We start from the raw sequence: 16,019 nt of genomic DNA on the forward strand, positions 1-16,019 counted from the left end.
CCCCATGCGCGACAACAATTTTTACCCATTTTGGCTGTTGGAGCCATATTAATGGATGTGTTTAGTCCTAAATTATGGATGGTATATATATATTGAATTCCCGTGGTACTGTCGCATCTGTTTGAGGAGAGTATAATTGTGAGTAAGACGGCCTGATTTTGGACACCCTAAGCCATTAGGTTGGCAAAATTAAGAAATGCAGATTGAGAAGCTGTTTGTCCAATTATTTGCCCTTTTTGTATCATACGAATATTTTCGATTCCTGAAATAGTCTGTTTGGCTGAATAGAAGTTTTTAAACCCAAGAGTTGGCCTTGTTCGTTTCTTGATAAATCGATGATCCTGCTCAACAATATTGTTGAGATATTTGATTTGTCGTATCTCAATTTCATCGCCTTTTGAGACATTCTTATTAAAATAATCAAGGGCTGCTTTGTTGCTACAACTCTTGTCAACTGTCACTTTGTCAGGCTTTCCATTCTGCTTGAAAGCCTTTCTGAAAAAGGCCTTTGCAGCATCAGCATCTCTTTTGGCTCGCAGTAGAAAGTCAATAGTATTTCCTTGACTATCGACGGACCGATAAAGGTAAACCCATTTCCCGTTCAACTTGATATAAGTCTCGTCCATGCGCCAGCTCCCCCTAACTGGTTTTTTGCGCTGACGAACACGCTTATCAATTAGATACACAAACCGACGCACCCATCTCTGTAACGTCGAATGGTCGATAATGGCCCCTCTGATCATCATCATTTCTTCCAAGTCTCTGTAGCTTAGAGAAAATCGACATTTCATATACACAAAAAGCATGATAACTGAGGGAGAAGAACAAAATCCTTTAAAATGGGGAAGAAGACGGGGACATATGGTGAGCATCTAAACAGACTGTTTTCTAAGCCTTTACACCTTAATCTCTCAATTTTCAACAAATGCGACAGTACCCATTTAAAGGGCGTACTGCTAACCCTAAACGAAACGAAAATATTGTTACAATTTTGAACGCAGGTAAAAGCTATAGCGATATTGTGAATCTTCTCGGATGTTCACGATCCACAATCTCAAAAGTACGCAAATCTACATCCAAACCCTAATTTCTGCCCTTTCCCGCAAACTAGCCCGTGCGACACGAAGTCGCCAATAAGAGCTGTGGTGCTCTTAACTTTAAGAAAATACCACCATCCATGCTGCTGGATGAACCTACGATCCTGAATCAAGAGCGGATCGGACAACGCAGCGAAGCATGTAAATGCGGGATTCAAAGCGCGAGCCAAGGATCCTCCTGGTAGCCGAAACTAGGTGAGCGCTAGGTAGCTGATATGCCGAAGGTATCTGAACCTGTGACAAAAGATCGTGATTTGCAACAAGGGTAATGGCTGAGCCCCTTGTATAGGAAACCGGAAGAAGTGAGGGGGTAAGCTTCTTCGCAGCCGTTAAGGTTTCCCGGTCTCTAGCAGGCGGCTAAGTCAGCATGCTCTTATGGCGAAACTTGGTAAGCCGGTAGAACTTCTCTTTTAACAAGGGAGGACAGTCAATCGTAAGAGAGACCTATGGTTTTGCCGGTAAAGGATGCTCGAGAAAGCAAAGGCCTCTTTGTAATGAAGGGGATACGGGTTTAAATGTCACCCGGCACGAAAGTGAGCCCACTTCGAGCAGGTCCTCAATGGTGAGAGAATTTGGAGAATCAAACTTATGAAAGAACGCAAATGACAGCGACACAATCGACTGGTGCCCTTTCAACAAAAGCCGGTAAATCATGGTCCACATTAAATTGGGACCCGATCAAAGCTTCTGTCTTTCGACTCCAAGTGCGTATCGCGGCACCGTCAACTTAACAAAGGATCAAAATAGGAATAAAGTAAGGAAAAAATAAACCTGGTATGATTCTGTCATGTCTTTAACCAAAGCTCCCAAACGTCACCGCTTCCCAGTCTCAATAATCAGTCAAGCTGTATGGCTTTATTACCGCTTTAACCTTAGTTATAGAGATGTCCAGGAACAACTAGCCTTTCGAGGAATTATCCTGAGTCATGAGACAGTCAGGAAATGGTGCACTAAATTCGCTCTTCATTTTATAGATGTCATCAAGAAGCATGAGAGGAAACCAAGTGATAAATGGCACCTGGATGAAATGGCTCTTAAGATTAATGGAGAGGTGTTTGTCTTATGGAGAGCCGTCGATAGCGACGGAATCGAGCTCGATATCTTTCTCCAAAAACATCGCAATAAGAAATCTGCTATCAGATTCCTAAGCCGATTATTGGGGACGTACCCAGCCCCAAGAGTTATTGTTACCGACAAATTGAAAAGCTATGTAAAGCCGATCCAATTCATGTGCCGTAAAGCAGATCACAGGACTCACAAGCGGCTCAACAATCGTATTGAAAACGCCCATCAACCGACTCGCCGCAAAGAAAAATGCTTGATAAAATTTAAGTCTGCTCCTGGCGTTCAGAGATTATTGTCCCTGATGGGGAAGGTCCGCAATATCTTTTCAGTAGAAGTTAGTCGGTACAAGAATAAAGCTCCTGATCAACGGTTTGCTTTTGCCGCCGCCAAGACCATTTGGCTGGAGGCGGCTCTAGAGCTTCTTTCTGTCTAAAATTGACAGTTCATAACCACAATATAACCTTTTTTAGTTAAGTTGACGGTGCCAATCCAACAATTAATTCTCGAAATTGGTGCTTCTTTTGGAGTATAATGTGGGTCCCCAATATTCAACCGATCTAATTCAGTGGCCACTTGCGCTAAAACATAACATCCGCTGTGATATAATGGATCCAATTTAAAATCAGTTATATCATCATTAGTGAAAGTATAATGCTTATTAAACCATCCATCATTGTGCAACCCGAAAAATGGTAACCATGCAGCAGGCAAGCCACTGTTGATTCCTGTTGATCGATAAAAGGGAATTTCACTATCATCAATTAAGCGAACGACAATAATAGGCCTTTTCTTATACTCTGTTATACTACTTAAGCCTTTAATCATCATGATCTGATTTTCAGTACGGCAGTCTGGACTAAGTAAATACATTTTACGTTGAGCAACAATATTATTTTCTTGTCCCCCGCTAGGTTGCTCCATAGCATATACATTAATCATCCCCAATAGAATACTTATTATACCACTTACTATCTTCATGCTTCTAACTCGCTAAGTTTTTACCTAAAAAATAAGTTAGCCGATCAAAGACTAAGTTATTATTGTGAAAATACTGATATTTTTTACATTACCCTTGCCAACCTAAAACTAGGCTGCAATAGAGAGGTCTATTTTTCATCCTCTCTACCATTCCACCCTCCTCCATGAATAAAATTTCAATGATGCTGAGGAATATAATTTGATGTGTTCTTCGAGTTGGTTGAGTACTAACGCAGGGTTATTCTCTTCCTCCTCTTCTTCTTTAACGCCTAGATCTGCTTTTATATAATAATCAGCGTAGTATTTCTCGCCCAGAATAATAGCTTGACTCAAATCCAAGGTTTTTAATGTGCTAAGGGGCTTTAAATGTTCAATAAAATGTTTAATACCACCTATAGAGAGGTAAACTTCGCCAGAAAGATCTATCTTTTGTAAGGAAGAAAAAAGAGGAACCTTATAAGTAAGTTCTTGTAAAGCAGTATCTCTCATGCCAAGCGCTAGAGTAAGAATCTTAACGCTAGGCAAAGCAGTAATAGATTTGAAGAGGTTTATTGCAAAATCATCAGTGCTATGTTCTTTAGATTCATTCTTTTCTAGAACAAGGGTTTCGAGTTTACTAAGGTTACTTAGAGCCTCTCCTAATTCTTGAGGATTATAAGATGTGGCAGGACTGAGGTATAAAGATCTTAAAGGGAGATACCCAATATTTGGCGGTAGCTTCAAGAAAACGCTAGGTTTACCCTCAACATGATACCTTAATTTATTAAGATTGGACGGTAAATGAAGGTGTCCAAGTTGGTTATTAGTTAGGTCTGCCATAGAAACTTCATCATTAGAAGGAAGCATAAGGTAAAGATTTAATCTATTAAGATGGGTTAATCTGGCAAAACTCTGCTTAAGATTTCCCAAGGCAATATAACCAATATAACTTTGTGAAGATACAGACAAGGTGAGTTCCTTAAGTCCAGGAAGTACTCCTAAACCATCAATCAAGTCTTTCCCATTGGTAAAATTAACCCCCCATAAAGTTAAAGATCTAAGATTGGATGCTTGCCTAAAATAAGATGTTAAGGACTTTGCCTGTGAAATTGAAGAAACAGAAAGAGATAGTTGCTGTAAAACTGTTAAGCGTATTAATTCTGGGACTAAATAATTTAAGCTTTCATCTTCTATAGGATTGCCTAGTAGATCGAGAACTTCCAACTCCTTTAAATGTTTAAAAGATTCTCCAATATAGCGTATATCTACCGCCTGAAGAGAACAGGAGGCAAGTTTTAAGGTCTTGAGATTGGAGAGAGCAGAAAGAATTTCGCTCAGGCATTCAGACCCAAGCCTTTGTCTGCTACCTGCTCCACATAGGAAGTGATCTCGATATTTTGAAGAAAAATTTCCATTTGAAAGATTTAACTCACTAAGGTTAGTTGCTTGGCGTAAGTAATCAGAATGAGCTTCAAGCCAACTTGCCGTGATATCTGACGACTCCGCACCCCTTAGGACTGTTAACCTCACTATCCCTTGGGATAGATCTAAAGAAAGGGGATCTTTAATATCTCTAAACTCTTCTTGGTAACCATATTGCCTAATATGGCGTGGGTCCAAAAGAGTAAGTTGACCCTCTTTTGGGAATTTTATAATTTTATTAGCTATTAGTGAGAGCTTTTTTTCTACTAGACGGACATTGATCAAATCTTCTTCCGGAATATACCGGAAAATATAGTCAATTATCTCCGCTGGAAGTGAGGAGAAAGAAGTATGTAAGTTAGTGTCTTCAATATCCATATCTCTATCATCTTCATGTCCGAGAGAAATGAAAGTGTTCAGTATTAAAGAAAGAATAACTCTAGAAAAATAATTCTTATTCATCTGTTAACCTTTTATTAATTAAATATTCTGAGGCTAATCTACCTTTTTCACCTGCACAAACAAACAAAAATTATTCTAGATAAATTAAGGAGTTATAAAGTGAAGGGGAAGTAGTTGATTAGGGAATAGCAGGAATTGTTGTTCGACCACCATCAGGGAATTAGCATGAGAAAGAGGAAAGTAGAAGCTTCTCTGCCTAGTTAGCAAGCTGTTATTTTATTAAAGAGGCCATAAGAAAACGGATAAGATTCCGTTTTGAAAGATCTCCCACCGTCCATAATGGATTCTCTGAAATTTAGTGGAACAAGTAAGTAAAGAGAGGCTCTTACCCTTATCATCCTGTTAAGGAAAGTATACTCTAACTTAACACATTGAAACCCTCTCAAAACGCGTAAAGATAGGGTCGATAATTTAATTACTTTACAAAAGTATATTGATGTCTCAGACTCTAACTTAACAAAGTGAGGTAGGTTGATGGCTGCTGGAAAGATTATTGGTTATATACGTGTCAGTTCGTTCGAGCAAAATCCTGGACGGCAGCTAGAAGGAATAAAAACTGATCGGGTTTTTATGGATAAGACTTCAGGGAAAGATACGGAGCGGCCCCAACTTAAAGAGCTGCTTAAATATGTACGGGACGGCGATACTGTTGTTGTGCATAGCTTAGATCGTCTCGCCCGCAACCTTGACGATCTCAGACGCCTTGTCCAAGAATTGACAGTAAAGGAAGTCAAAGTTCAATTTATCAAAGAAAACTTAACCTTTACGGGCGAAGACTCCCCCATGGCGCATCTCCTCCTTTCAGTTATGGGAGCCTTTGCAGAGTTTGAACGAGCTCTAATCCGCGAACGTCAAATGGAAGGTATTGCCATTGCTAAAAAGAAAGGCATCTATAAAGGAAGAAAGCGGGCGTTGTCCGAGGAACAATTAAAAGACATGCAGCTAAGAATCGCTAGCGGGCAGAAGAAAGCTCATATTGCTAAATCTCTCGGCGTCAGTCGGGTCACTCTCTATCAGTATTTAAATGCAGCTTGTACGTCGTGCGGAGAATAATTGCCATAATATCCGCAATAAGTGCGGATATTACAGTTGTGGTTGCGGAGAATAGCCGCTATAATTTATTTAAGTATAGATGAAGGTTTCCCAATGTATATCCATGAACTAACAGATTGGCCCAAATTTCGCTGGAATAGAGAAGCTATTCTTGAGCGACTTATTCCTGTTCGCCATCAACAGGGACTGCTTATTGGGAAGATGGAATCTTTAGGATTTAATCTCCGAAAAGAGGCGGTCCTTCAGACACTTACTCAAGACGTTGTAAAGTCCAGTGAAATTGAAGGTGAGCTTTTAGATACCTCATTAGTTCGTTCCTCAATAGCCCGTCGACTGGGCATAGAGATAGCTGGGATAGATAAGGTTGATCGCAATGTAGAAGGCGTTGTTGAAATGATGCTCGACGCCACCCAAAAGTTTCATGAACCCATTACTAAGGATAGGCTTTTTGCCTGGCATGCTTCCCTTTTTCCTACGGGGCGTAGTGGATTATCCCGCATTACAGTAGGGCAATGGCGCAAAGGCCCCATGGAGGTTGTATCAGGTTATATTGGTAAAGAAAAAGTCCATTTTGAAGCCCCCTCACCCGAAAAGGTTGACCATGAAATGGATGTATTTTTGGATTGGTTGAATGGTGTTTCACCCTTAGATCCTATTATTAAAGCAGGTATATCCCATTTGTGGTTTGTTACAATCCATCCTTTTGATGATGGGAATGGACGTATTGGGCGAGCAATCGTTGATTACATGCTCGCTAGATCAGAGGAGAGCTCCCAGCGTTTTTATAGTCTTTCCTCCCAGATCCAACAGGAACGTAAGGATTACTATAAAATTCTAGAACAAACCCAAAAAGGAGATTTGGAAATAACTGAATGGTTGGAATGGTTCATTGATTGCCTAGGACGAGCCATAAAAGGAGCGAGTGGCACTCTGAGTTCTGTGCTCTTTAAATCACAATTTTGGCAAGCTATCGACAAGTTCCCATTAAACGAGCGCCAGAAAAAGATTATCAACCTTCTGTTAAATGGTTTCGCAGGCAAGTTAACTTCCTCCAAATTCGCTAAGATTATAAAATGCTCTCAAGATACAGCCTATCGCGATATCCTCGAACTTGTTCATTTGGAAATTTTGACTAAAAACCCAGAAGGCGGCCGAAGTACCAGCTATTCTCTTGTTGATCTCCCAAGCTTGCTACTTAAATAAAAGCTATCAGGGAGGATCAACTACCCCCCCCTTCTCCCAGCTATTAAGACTGCCAAAGCTTCCCTAAGGGTAATTGCTAATAATAAGACTATCGACATGCCAGCCTAGTACAAGCCCCCTTAATCCTTTCATCTTATGTAGTTTGCTCGTTTTTTTCATTAGCAACCGAGTTAGTTTCTTTTTCCTTAAACTCAAGCTTTACATTGTTATATTTTCCGCAATAGCGGGGAACCTTTTAGCCTCTCTATTTGTTTCGACAAAGCCATTAATGTTGCTCTATTCTCCACCTCCTGAGAAGATTCACAAATCTTCCTTAAGAGGAAAAGTATAGGATCGAGCTTTGAGGAAGAATACTTAAGAGATGTGGGATTCACTGCAACCTTGGCAGCTTCTAGAATAAATTGTTCTTTAGATTCGTGTCTTCCAGCTAAAAGAATCAACATGTCTAGCCCTGCCTCACGTTTGGTTGCTATCTTGGTTAGGTTAGTCCATATAATGGGATTATTTGTCGAGTACAGGACTAGCATTACTGCTAGTCCTGTACTCGACTAATAGCATCAAACAAGATATGAAAGGATTCAACACGCACGAATTGTGGAAAGAACTGGAAAAACATGACCAACTCAAGCCACTATTTGACATTGCTAAACTTGTACTGCCCCAACTCGGCTTGCCAACAATAACAATTACCTATTATGCGAATCTTATCCATTATTATAACGGTTCAGATTTAAATCAACTCAATCCTCATACCGTTGGACTTTACCTCCTTTGCTATACCTTTAGCCGGTATCAGACTCTTAATGATAACCTTTTGGAGGCTTTTCAAAAACGAACGCTCGAATACAAGAAGAAAGCAATAGATTACGCCAAATCTGAAGCCTTAAATCAGCTCGATTTGATCCAAGAAACCCGAGAACGCACCAGTGAACTGTTGATTACCATTAAAAACCACCCTGAGCCAACAATCCCCAAGCAAAAGCTTTATGAACATATTCCGGAAGATCAATTATTAACGGCTGCCCAGCTCCTGGTCGATGAAAGCTTCAACAAGGATCTCTCCTTTTGGAAACATATTGATAGCGCTGAGGATTCTATCAAACTCAATTTAAGAAAGCTCTTTCTTGGAATCGATTTTGTCGTCACCAACAACGATGCCTTAAAAGAAAACATTGCTTATGTTAAAAGTCATTTGCTCGATGGGTCCGTTCCTGAAGGCCCCTGCCCTCCATCCGTTCAAGCATGGATTGGAAAACAGCATCGCAAGCATTTGATTGATAACGGCAAGATCATCTTTAGTCGACTTGAATTCTTCCTTTATATGCAAATGGTTTATCACCTTGGAACTAATAAACTGACTTTACAATACAGCATTAAACACAAAAAGGTAGAGGACGAAATTTATGACAAAAACAAATGGAGAAAAGAGAAAAAGGCCATCTTAAGGAAACTTGATTATTCAAAACTCCTCTCCCCTATCCAAGAAACGTTAGATGTAAAGCGTTCAACCCTTACAGCGCTTTATAAAACGGTTAATGATGCTATAGAAAATGGGGAAAATTCCTCTATAAAAATAAAGAATGACAAAAACGGGAATCGGGTGTGGCGGTTGATTCCTCTGGCAGCAGAATCAGATCCAAACGACAGTTTGTTTTCCCTTTTGCAACAACGCAGCATCGTTGACATTATCCAGTTTGTAAATCACAAGACACAATTCTATCGTGCTTTCGAACCTATCCTTCCAAAGTCATCTAAAAGTGAGCAAGATCCACAACTCATTGGCGCTGTCGTTCTTTCAAATGCTATTCGTGTTGGGGCTAGAAAAATGGCCAACATTTCTGATTTAAAAGAATCAGCTTTGCTAAACGCTGAAGCATCTTATATTCGGGTAGAGACCCTTCTCTCAGCCATAGATAAAATCAATAATTCTGTCGCAAAGTTTCCGATTTACAAAGAATGGTATATCAGATCTATATTACACGGGAGCCTTGATGGGCTGAAGCTAGAAATAAGCCTCAGAAATAAGATGGCTCGTCATTCCAGCAAATATTTTGGTGATGGGGCTGGCGTTTCTGCTTATAACGAAATCGTCAACAACCTCTCCGTTACCGGTCGATTAATTGGCTCCAACGATTATGAAGGACATTTTGTTTTTGAAATGGTTCACCATCAAAATACTTCAGAGATCAAGCCAACTCATATTTCTACCGATAAGCACGGTATGAACGCCATAAATTTTGCCCTTTTTGATTTAACGGACATGGCTTTTGCACCCAGGATCCCCAAGCCCCATCGGGAAACTTTATGGGGCTTTGGAAGTGCCAAGGATTACGAAAGATTGCTTATCAAACCAACAAAGTTTGTTGATGAAAAACTATTTTTTGATGAATGGGACAACATACAAAGGTTAGTTGCCTCTCTTCTCATGGGTGAAGCTACTCCCAGCGTTGTTATTAAGAAATTTGCTTCCAAAAACTATACAAGTAGAACAAAGAAGGCTCTTGTGCAATACAGTCATCTCGTTAGGTCTCAATTTATTCTAACATATTTACATGATCCAGAGTTTAGACGAGCCATTATGCACGCCCTAAACCGGGGAGAATTATACAATAACTTGTATCGCGCGATATGTCTCTTAAATAACGGTGAACTCAGAGGAAAGAGTGAAGTTGAAATGGAGCTTTGGCATCAATGTACACGGCTTATTGCAGCAATTATCCATTATTATAATGCATACATCTTGAATAGCCTCCATGTACGCTCGAAAGACGAAGAAGAGAAGGGTTTTTTGGCAAACCTATCACCTACGGCCCGTACACATCTCAACCTACTTGGGTACTATCAATTTAACACGCAATCCAACGTCGACTGGATTGAAAAGTGGTTAGATCAATGGGACTGTAAAACTAATCGAGATTTTGTTGAAAAAATTTAGAAAATTTTCCTTACATATCAAACAATTAATGTTTTACTTCAAAATTTATGTTGGTACTTTAGTATATATTTATCAACATATTGCAGAGGAGAGTGTATTTTTTCCGTCTTTCCCGTGCGGATAACCATATTAGTAGCAAAACAGTAAAAATGTCAATATAAGGTTAAGACATATCATTACATATGTCAACTAATATGCAAAAAACACCCTATTGTGACATTCTTTGAGTGGGCAAATTTATGTCATTTTTGGGTAGACTTTAACCAGACAAACTTTTGTCTCTATAACCCTCAAAATAGCTAACCGTAAATTTTCACACAAATGGGCCCACTACCCCGAATAGCGCCTGAGCGCCTAATACGTTCTTTATAAGGCATAGGTCATCCTTTTTTATTTTAAAAAAGATACTTCCATTTACCTTTTATTGACAACCTTTTCTATTTACGCAACAACGCCCTTTCCGGCAAGTAAATTGACTAGCGTACTCTTTCCAGCTCCTGTATTTCCTAAAAAAGCAACAATGTCTTTATCTTTTGCTGAGTTAAGGAGAGCCGCGTTTTTGCTAAATTCTTCCTTTACCCGTTGAGCAATGCTATCGGCATCACGGGTCTCAAGGACAGAAGGTTCACCTAGTCTTCCAGGTTTCCAATCCCTGATCATTGCTTTTAATGCTTGGTTATCGAAAAGGTCTCTGTTTTTTAACGGTAACCCAGTGATGGGGCTTTTTGCGCGATTATCAATATTAAAATATTTTGAAATGGCAGCTCTTTCGTAGGAATGACCATCAGCGGCCACAACTGGATCTCTCATAACTTGAAGTGTTATAGGACAGAAATGCTCGTTAGGTCTTCTATCATCAAAAGTTTCCATTGCCATACAGGAATAACTAGCAATTCCGGAAATCCACGTAAATAGACATAACCAAGCTATTTTGTTCATAGCAGATGAGATAAGATGCTTTAAGTTTTTTTTCATAAGATTTTTCCCAACATTTAAGATATTTTACAAAAATACAGGACAACTGCTTTGTAACAGATCGGGGCTATGCATACAATCTTATTGTTTGGGTAACGAAGTCGCAATAATCTAATAGATTGAAAGATAAAGATAATAAATTAGGAAGTTCAGGTAAACCAACAAATTTCTCAAGCATCAAATTCCCAAAAATTGTTCCGCTTATTTCTTAACGGTTACTCATTTTCCCCCCATGAGAGTCAAGGTGGGTTCCAGGTAAAAAGCTAATGAATCAGCCCCAACAGATTCGTATTTAAAAACATCCTAACTCATCTGCTATCTTTGGCTGCTCAGAAACCCGAGGCCCTTGCGATTACGCGGCGGTACGTCGGTCAATGGAGCCGCTGGCTAAGATTGGGAGTATCGAGATTGGATGAGTTTGAAACGTTCGTTCAAACTCATCTGCCGAGTATCGCATCATGTTGGATACCCGGCGCCAAGGTTCTCACCTCGGGGCCTTGTCAATAGTCCTATTTTAGGTCAGAAAATGAACATGTAATTTTTTGATAAAACCTGGCCGTCAGCGCGTGTGGTTTTCCACCATCCGACGATTGTAGTATTACCTCCACGACGTGATCCACCGACAGAATGGGCCGGGCCGACGTGATCATCGTGTTTACGCCACTTTTCATATAAATTATTGTTAGATAATTCATCGTGGGTTTCAGTTACAAGGTAATCGTAATAATTTAAATCGTCGTATATCCCACATGTCCAGAAAATGCCTACTGGTGCCTTATCGCTCCATTGCCACATAATATCTTGAAAATGGCTCGCGGTAGTCTTTAGTTCCTTTTCGATCAAAAACCTTGGGGCAAACCAGATTTCGACCTTGTTGGCATTCTCCGCCTTCTTCTCCTTCCGATAGCCAGTTGATATGCTCAAATGCTTACCCGCATCCCCACACTGCGATAAATCAAACGTTCCCTCTAACGGGTTCTCTAATGCCGCTATCGGCAGATCAATCCGCCCAACATCGCTTCCTTCTGTTGGTCTATAAACCAATACCCCTTTTAAGAACCTTTGATAAATTTGTTCATGTCCTTGGGCCACAAGCGGAACGGTTAGTCTCATCTCGGCAGGGCGCTCTTCCTCCTCCTCTGACCGTGCAGCTTCCAATGTCCTTAATCTTTCTTCCATTATCGCTAGTCGTCTGGCCTGATCGCCTATTTGTCTGATCAGATCGCCTACCCCACTAAACTTCTGATGCCAACGCATCATTTGCTCATGGCTGTGCTGGCTGATCAAATCGGCATAATACCTGCGGACAACTTCCTGTTCCAATACGTCGGTCGCCAGTTGACTAATATAAGACGAGCCACAAACCTGATCATAAAAATCTCTGTGATAGGCAAAATCAAATGCTACAAAATCATCCCCTTCCTCTCCCAGAACAAGAGAAGAGATGACCTCTTTTGTTCTCATATCCGTTCTTCTTTTTATATCGCTTATCCTTTCTTGTCTCTTATTCCTTAGACCTTGAATATGTGCTTGACGTTTTCCTTCATTCTCTTTTTCAAGATTTCTTAAGGCTATATTGTATGGATTAATGCAAAACTCTTTAAGCAAACTAATCGCATCCTCCTCCTTACAAACGTCTGCATCAAGCGTTTGCCAAAAGTCATCCGATGTGTAAAAAGTTATGGCTTTATCGTAGTCAGATAGGGTTGTTAATGGTGTATTAAATTTACGGTCGAATGCTCTCTCAATGACTCTGAAGAACATTCTTTCCAAAGGTCCTTTTGTATCTGGTGGATACAAAACACTCACATTAATGCCAAGTACCTTTGCTGGTCTCGTATCTTTAATAAGCCTTAGGATTTGATCCCTTACACCTATGTTATTATCCTCTCGGATCGGATGAAACATACGGCAAAGTTTATTTCTTTGGTTCCAGGATCTAAGCTGGTCATTCAACTCTGCTTTATCTCTGGAGTCTGTTTTTTTCAACAAAAAATCAGTCATTTCAGTTCGCTCATTACAGGTAATTTTTGTAGCAACAAATACACCATCATCAACAAGGCTTGTATCTTGACCCACAACAAATAACTGCTTGATGCCATTAAACATTTGCTTTACTGAAGCGCTTCGATCCGCTGTAAATTGATCTTGGCCAACAACAAAAACGAGCCGCACAGAGGCCGCATCTAGTAGAATTTGCCTCATAAAAGCAGCATTGACTAAGTTACGTTCTGATCCATCTGTATCGTTAAAACCAGGAAGGTCGAAAAAGCGAAGGCCATCAACATCAATAGATTTCGGGTAAAGGGTTTCTGAATTTCCCCCTGTTCCCATTACCATCGCAGCTTTGTCATCAGGATGAGCTAAAACGTAATCCTCACCATCAGGACTCACTATAATCTCCTTTCCGGCAAGTAAATTGACTAGCGTACTCTTTCCAGCTCCTGTATTTCCTAAAAAAGCAACAATGTCTTTATCTTTTGCTGAGTTAAGGAGAGCCGCGTTTTTGCTAAATTCTTCCTTTACCCGTTGAGCAATGCTATCGGCATCACGGGTCTCAAGGACAGAAGGTTCACCTAGTCTTCCAGGTTTCCAATCCCTGATCATTGCTTTTAATGCTTGGTTATCGAAAAGGTCTCTGTTTTTTAACGGTAACCCAGTGATGGGGCTTTTTGCGCGATTATCAATATTAAAATATTTTGAAATGGCAGCTCTTTCGTAGGAATGACCATCAGCGGCCACAACTGGATCTCTCATAACTTGAAGTGTTATAGGACAGAAATGCTCGTTAGGTCTTCTATCATCAAAAGTTTCCATTGCCATACAGGAATAACTAGCAATTCCGGAAATCCACGTAAATAGACATAACCAAGCTATTTTGTTCATAGCAGATGAGATAAGATGCTTTAAGTTTTTTTTCATAAGATTTTTCCCAACATTTAAGATATTTTACAAAAATACAGGACAACTGCTTTGTAACAGATCGGGGCTATGCATACAATCTTATTGTTTGGGTAACGAAGTCGCAATAATCTAATAGATTGAAAGATAAAGATAATAAATTAGGAAGTTCAGGTAAACCAACAAATTTCTCAAGCATCAAATTCCCAAAAATTGTTCCGCTTATTTCTTAACGGTTACTCATTTTCCCCCCACGAGAGCCAGGGTGGGTTCCAGGTAAAACAAGTTGTGGCCAGGGGTATTTCTTTTGAGGAACTTTAGGCTTTCTTTTTTGGTTTTGCCCCAATCCCCGTTCTTTGCGCTCTCGTAAAGGGAAAGTACATCACTTGCAATGCTTGCCATATGGCCAGCCAATTCGGTTGTCAGGTTGTGTCCATAGCGGGAATATTCTTGAAACAAAAAGTCCCCAAATATCCACAAGCCGCCCTCTTTGAGGATGGCTGTTTGCCATACCTTCTCATCTGGGTTCTGTCGCATCTGTTGAGAAATTGTGGTGAGGAGTATAGAATGCATTCAAAAAAAGGAATGTTGAATGCTGACAATATCCCCGTCATTGGTATATCATTTTAAGGGTTTCTGCTCTTCTCCGTCAGTGATTATGCTATTTGTGTATATGAAGTGCCGGTTTTCCCTAAGCTATAGGGATCTTGAGGAAATAATGATGATCCGAGGGGCCAGTATTGACCATGCCACTTTACAAAGGTGGGTTAAACGCTTTGTTCGCCTGATTGATGCCAGTGTACGCTAGAGAAAGCGGCCTGTTAACGGTAGCTGGCGAATGGACGAGACCTACATTAAACTAAACGGTAAGTGGATTTATCTTTACTCTCACCTCATCAATATGCCATTTGTCTTTAAAAGCTGATCCTCTTTTCTGACGGATATCTCTGGCATAAACAGGGCCCCAGGTTTGGCACCAATTTCGAATCGTTTCGTAAGTGACAGAGAGACCTCTATCCTGAAGCATTTCGCTTAAATCTCTTAAGCTGATCTTATAGCGGTAATAGTAACGAACAGCAAAGCTGATAACACTTTTGGGAAGCCGATACCCTTTATAATGATCTCGCATAATCAACGACTCTCTCTTGTTTTTGCAAGAATATTACAATAATTGGGGGCTTACCTCAACAACTTGACGATACCGGTTTTAGTTCAATTGATCAAATAGATAAAGAGATAATCTATAAATAGAGAGAACTATGAAATTATTCAAAAATACTCAAGATAGTTACTGACTTCAGATTGAAGGTTCTTTAGTTCTTTTGTAGTTTTACTACCTAAAGAATCAACTTTAGAAAGAAAACTTTCAAGCTTTGAAAGAAGACTGATTACTTTGTCTTTATGTTTATTTTGTTTATAAGAATTTAATCTTATTTTTTTGTACTTTTCAGCTACTTTTAACTTATTAAATTCTTCTCTTAAAAATTCGGCGATTTTATAGTGTTCCTCAAAGGTCATCTTTAATTCTCCTTCTCAGTAATGAGTTATTTGATGAGTAAATAAATTTATTTGGATTATATGGCTTAATGGCCGTGCTAAAGCTACCGTTCCAGCGTAGTTATCTGAGTTATATAATTCTGAACAGTAAAATATATTGCCATTAGCAGCATAATGGGTTTTCTTAATGTTTATGGAATTCATAATTTCTATTTCTTTAATAGGGTAAGTTAATCCTTGCCCAATAGCTTTAATGATTGCTTCTTTTTTTGTCCAGATATCATAAAAAATGTGGAATTTTGCTTCAGATTTTAACTGATTAAAATTAATAATTTCTAGAGGAGATAACACAAGGTCAGAAACCTCTTGAATATTTATATTTCTGTCTTTCCATTCAATATCAATGCCTACTGGCGTTGTTGCGTAAATAGAAAAGGTTGTCAATAAAAGGT

Annotated in this window: 16 protein-coding genes and 1 pseudogene; 7 read left to right on the forward strand and 10 right to left on the reverse strand. The window is 39.6% G+C overall.

Going from position 1 to position 16,019, the window contains the following annotated elements; translation table 11 throughout:
* Window positions 1–167 precede the first annotated feature (167 nt).
* Window positions 168–872, reverse strand: a complete 705-nt coding sequence (locus ID47_RS04645; protein WP_038462876.1) for an IS6 family transposase — start codon at window positions 870–872, stop codon at window positions 168–170.
* A 242-nt stretch (window positions 873–1,114) separates the two neighbouring features.
* Between ID47_RS04645 and ID47_RS13180 the strand changes: the two genes are divergently transcribed.
* From ID47_RS13180 to ID47_RS04655, 3 genes are all read left to right on the forward strand, one after another.
* Window positions 1,115–1,282: a hypothetical protein gene (locus ID47_RS13180; protein ID WP_175282108.1), complete on the forward strand. Its 168-nt coding sequence runs from the start codon at window positions 1,115–1,117 to the stop codon at window positions 1,280–1,282.
* Between the two features lie 417 nt (window positions 1,283–1,699).
* Complete coding sequence (locus ID47_RS13655; RefSeq protein WP_269516738.1) at window positions 1,700–1,828, forward strand: hypothetical protein; 129 nt, start codon at window positions 1,700–1,702, stop codon at window positions 1,826–1,828.
* A gap of 56 nt (window positions 1,829–1,884) precedes the next feature.
* Complete coding sequence (locus tag ID47_RS04655) at window positions 1,885–2,595, forward strand: IS6 family transposase (RefSeq protein WP_038462904.1); 711 nt, start codon at window positions 1,885–1,887, stop codon at window positions 2,593–2,595.
* Here the strand turns inward: ID47_RS04655 and ID47_RS04660 are convergent.
* The gene (locus tag ID47_RS04660) at window positions 2,592–3,083 is read right to left on the reverse strand and encodes a hypothetical protein (RefSeq protein ID WP_156956653.1); all 492 of its coding nucleotides are present in this window, start codon (window positions 3,081–3,083) and stop codon (window positions 2,592–2,594) included. The two genes, ID47_RS04655 and ID47_RS04660, sit on opposite strands and share 4 nt — an antisense overlap.
* 201 nt (window positions 3,084–3,284) lie before the next feature.
* Window positions 3,285–5,003 carry a leucine-rich repeat domain-containing protein gene (locus ID47_RS04665; protein ID WP_038464422.1) on the reverse strand — a complete coding sequence of 573 codons (1,719 nt, stop codon included), beginning with the start codon at window positions 5,001–5,003 and terminating at the stop codon, window positions 3,285–3,287.
* 474 nt (window positions 5,004–5,477) lie between these two features.
* Between ID47_RS04665 and ID47_RS04670 the strand changes: the two genes are divergently transcribed.
* Complete coding sequence (locus tag ID47_RS04670) at window positions 5,478–6,056, forward strand: recombinase family protein (protein ID WP_038464425.1); 579 nt, start codon at window positions 5,478–5,480, stop codon at window positions 6,054–6,056.
* A gap of 93 nt (window positions 6,057–6,149) precedes the next feature.
* The gene (locus tag ID47_RS04675) at window positions 6,150–7,259 is read left to right on the forward strand and encodes a Fic family protein (RefSeq protein WP_038464429.1); all 1,110 of its coding nucleotides are present in this window, start codon (window positions 6,150–6,152) and stop codon (window positions 7,257–7,259) included.
* A gap of 206 nt (window positions 7,260–7,465) precedes the next feature.
* Here the strand turns inward: ID47_RS04675 and ID47_RS04680 are convergent, their stop codons facing one another.
* Window positions 7,466–7,786 (reverse strand): hypothetical protein, encoded by a 321-nt coding sequence (locus tag ID47_RS04680; RefSeq protein ID WP_038464432.1) that lies wholly within the window; start codon window positions 7,784–7,786, stop codon window positions 7,466–7,468.
* On the opposite strand from ID47_RS04680, the gene ID47_RS04685 reads away from it, so the two are divergent.
* A complete protein-coding gene (locus ID47_RS04685) occupies window positions 7,765–10,194 on the forward strand; it encodes a Tn3 family transposase (protein WP_156956655.1) in 2,430 nt (809 codons plus the stop codon). The genes ID47_RS04680 and ID47_RS04685 overlap by 22 nt on opposite strands.
* A gap of 441 nt (window positions 10,195–10,635) precedes the next feature.
* Here ID47_RS04685 and ID47_RS04690 read toward each other — a convergent pair whose 3' ends face one another.
* The 3 genes from ID47_RS04690 to ID47_RS04700 form a co-directional block, all read right to left on the reverse strand.
* Entirely contained in the window at window positions 10,636–11,169 is a 534-nt protein-coding gene (locus ID47_RS04690; RefSeq protein ID WP_038464438.1) for a U-box domain-containing protein, read from the reverse strand.
* Between the two features lie 519 nt (window positions 11,170–11,688).
* A complete protein-coding gene (locus ID47_RS04695) occupies window positions 11,689–14,091 on the reverse strand; it encodes a U-box domain-containing protein (protein WP_038464441.1) in 2,403 nt (800 codons plus the stop codon).
* A gap of 219 nt (window positions 14,092–14,310) precedes the next feature.
* Window positions 14,311–14,643 carry a hypothetical protein gene (locus ID47_RS04700; protein ID WP_038464444.1) on the reverse strand — a complete coding sequence of 111 codons (333 nt, stop codon included), beginning with the start codon at window positions 14,641–14,643 and terminating at the stop codon, window positions 14,311–14,313.
* A gap of 19 nt (window positions 14,644–14,662) precedes the next feature.
* Here ID47_RS04700 and ID47_RS04705 point away from each other — a divergent pair.
* Window positions 14,663–14,956 (forward strand): annotated as a pseudogene (locus ID47_RS04705) (IS6 family transposase); the annotation flags it as partial.
* Here the strand turns inward: ID47_RS04705 and ID47_RS13860 are convergent.
* From ID47_RS13860 to ID47_RS11655, 3 genes are all read right to left on the reverse strand, one after another.
* The gene (locus ID47_RS13860; protein ID WP_198022386.1) at window positions 14,930–15,199 is read right to left on the reverse strand and encodes an IS6 family transposase; all 270 of its coding nucleotides are present in this window, start codon (window positions 15,197–15,199) and stop codon (window positions 14,930–14,932) included. The pseudogene ID47_RS04705 and the gene ID47_RS13860 sit on opposite strands and share 27 nt — an antisense overlap.
* Window positions 15,200–15,339: 140 nt before the next feature.
* The gene (locus ID47_RS04715) at window positions 15,340–15,588 is read right to left on the reverse strand and encodes a hypothetical protein (RefSeq protein ID WP_038464447.1); all 249 of its coding nucleotides are present in this window, start codon (window positions 15,586–15,588) and stop codon (window positions 15,340–15,342) included.
* Window positions 15,589–15,603: 15 nt separating this feature from the next.
* Window positions 15,604–16,011, reverse strand: coding sequence for a 4'-phosphopantetheinyl transferase family protein (locus tag ID47_RS11655; protein WP_051908606.1), 408 nt, complete (start codon window positions 16,009–16,011; stop codon window positions 15,604–15,606).
* Between the last annotated feature and the right edge of the window lie 8 nt (window positions 16,012–16,019).

Origin of the sequence: Candidatus Paracaedibacter acanthamoebae (assembly GCF_000742835.1) — a bacterium.
GTDB classification, from domain to species: domain Bacteria; phylum Pseudomonadota; class Alphaproteobacteria; order Paracaedibacterales; family Paracaedibacteraceae; genus Paracaedibacter; species Paracaedibacter acanthamoebae.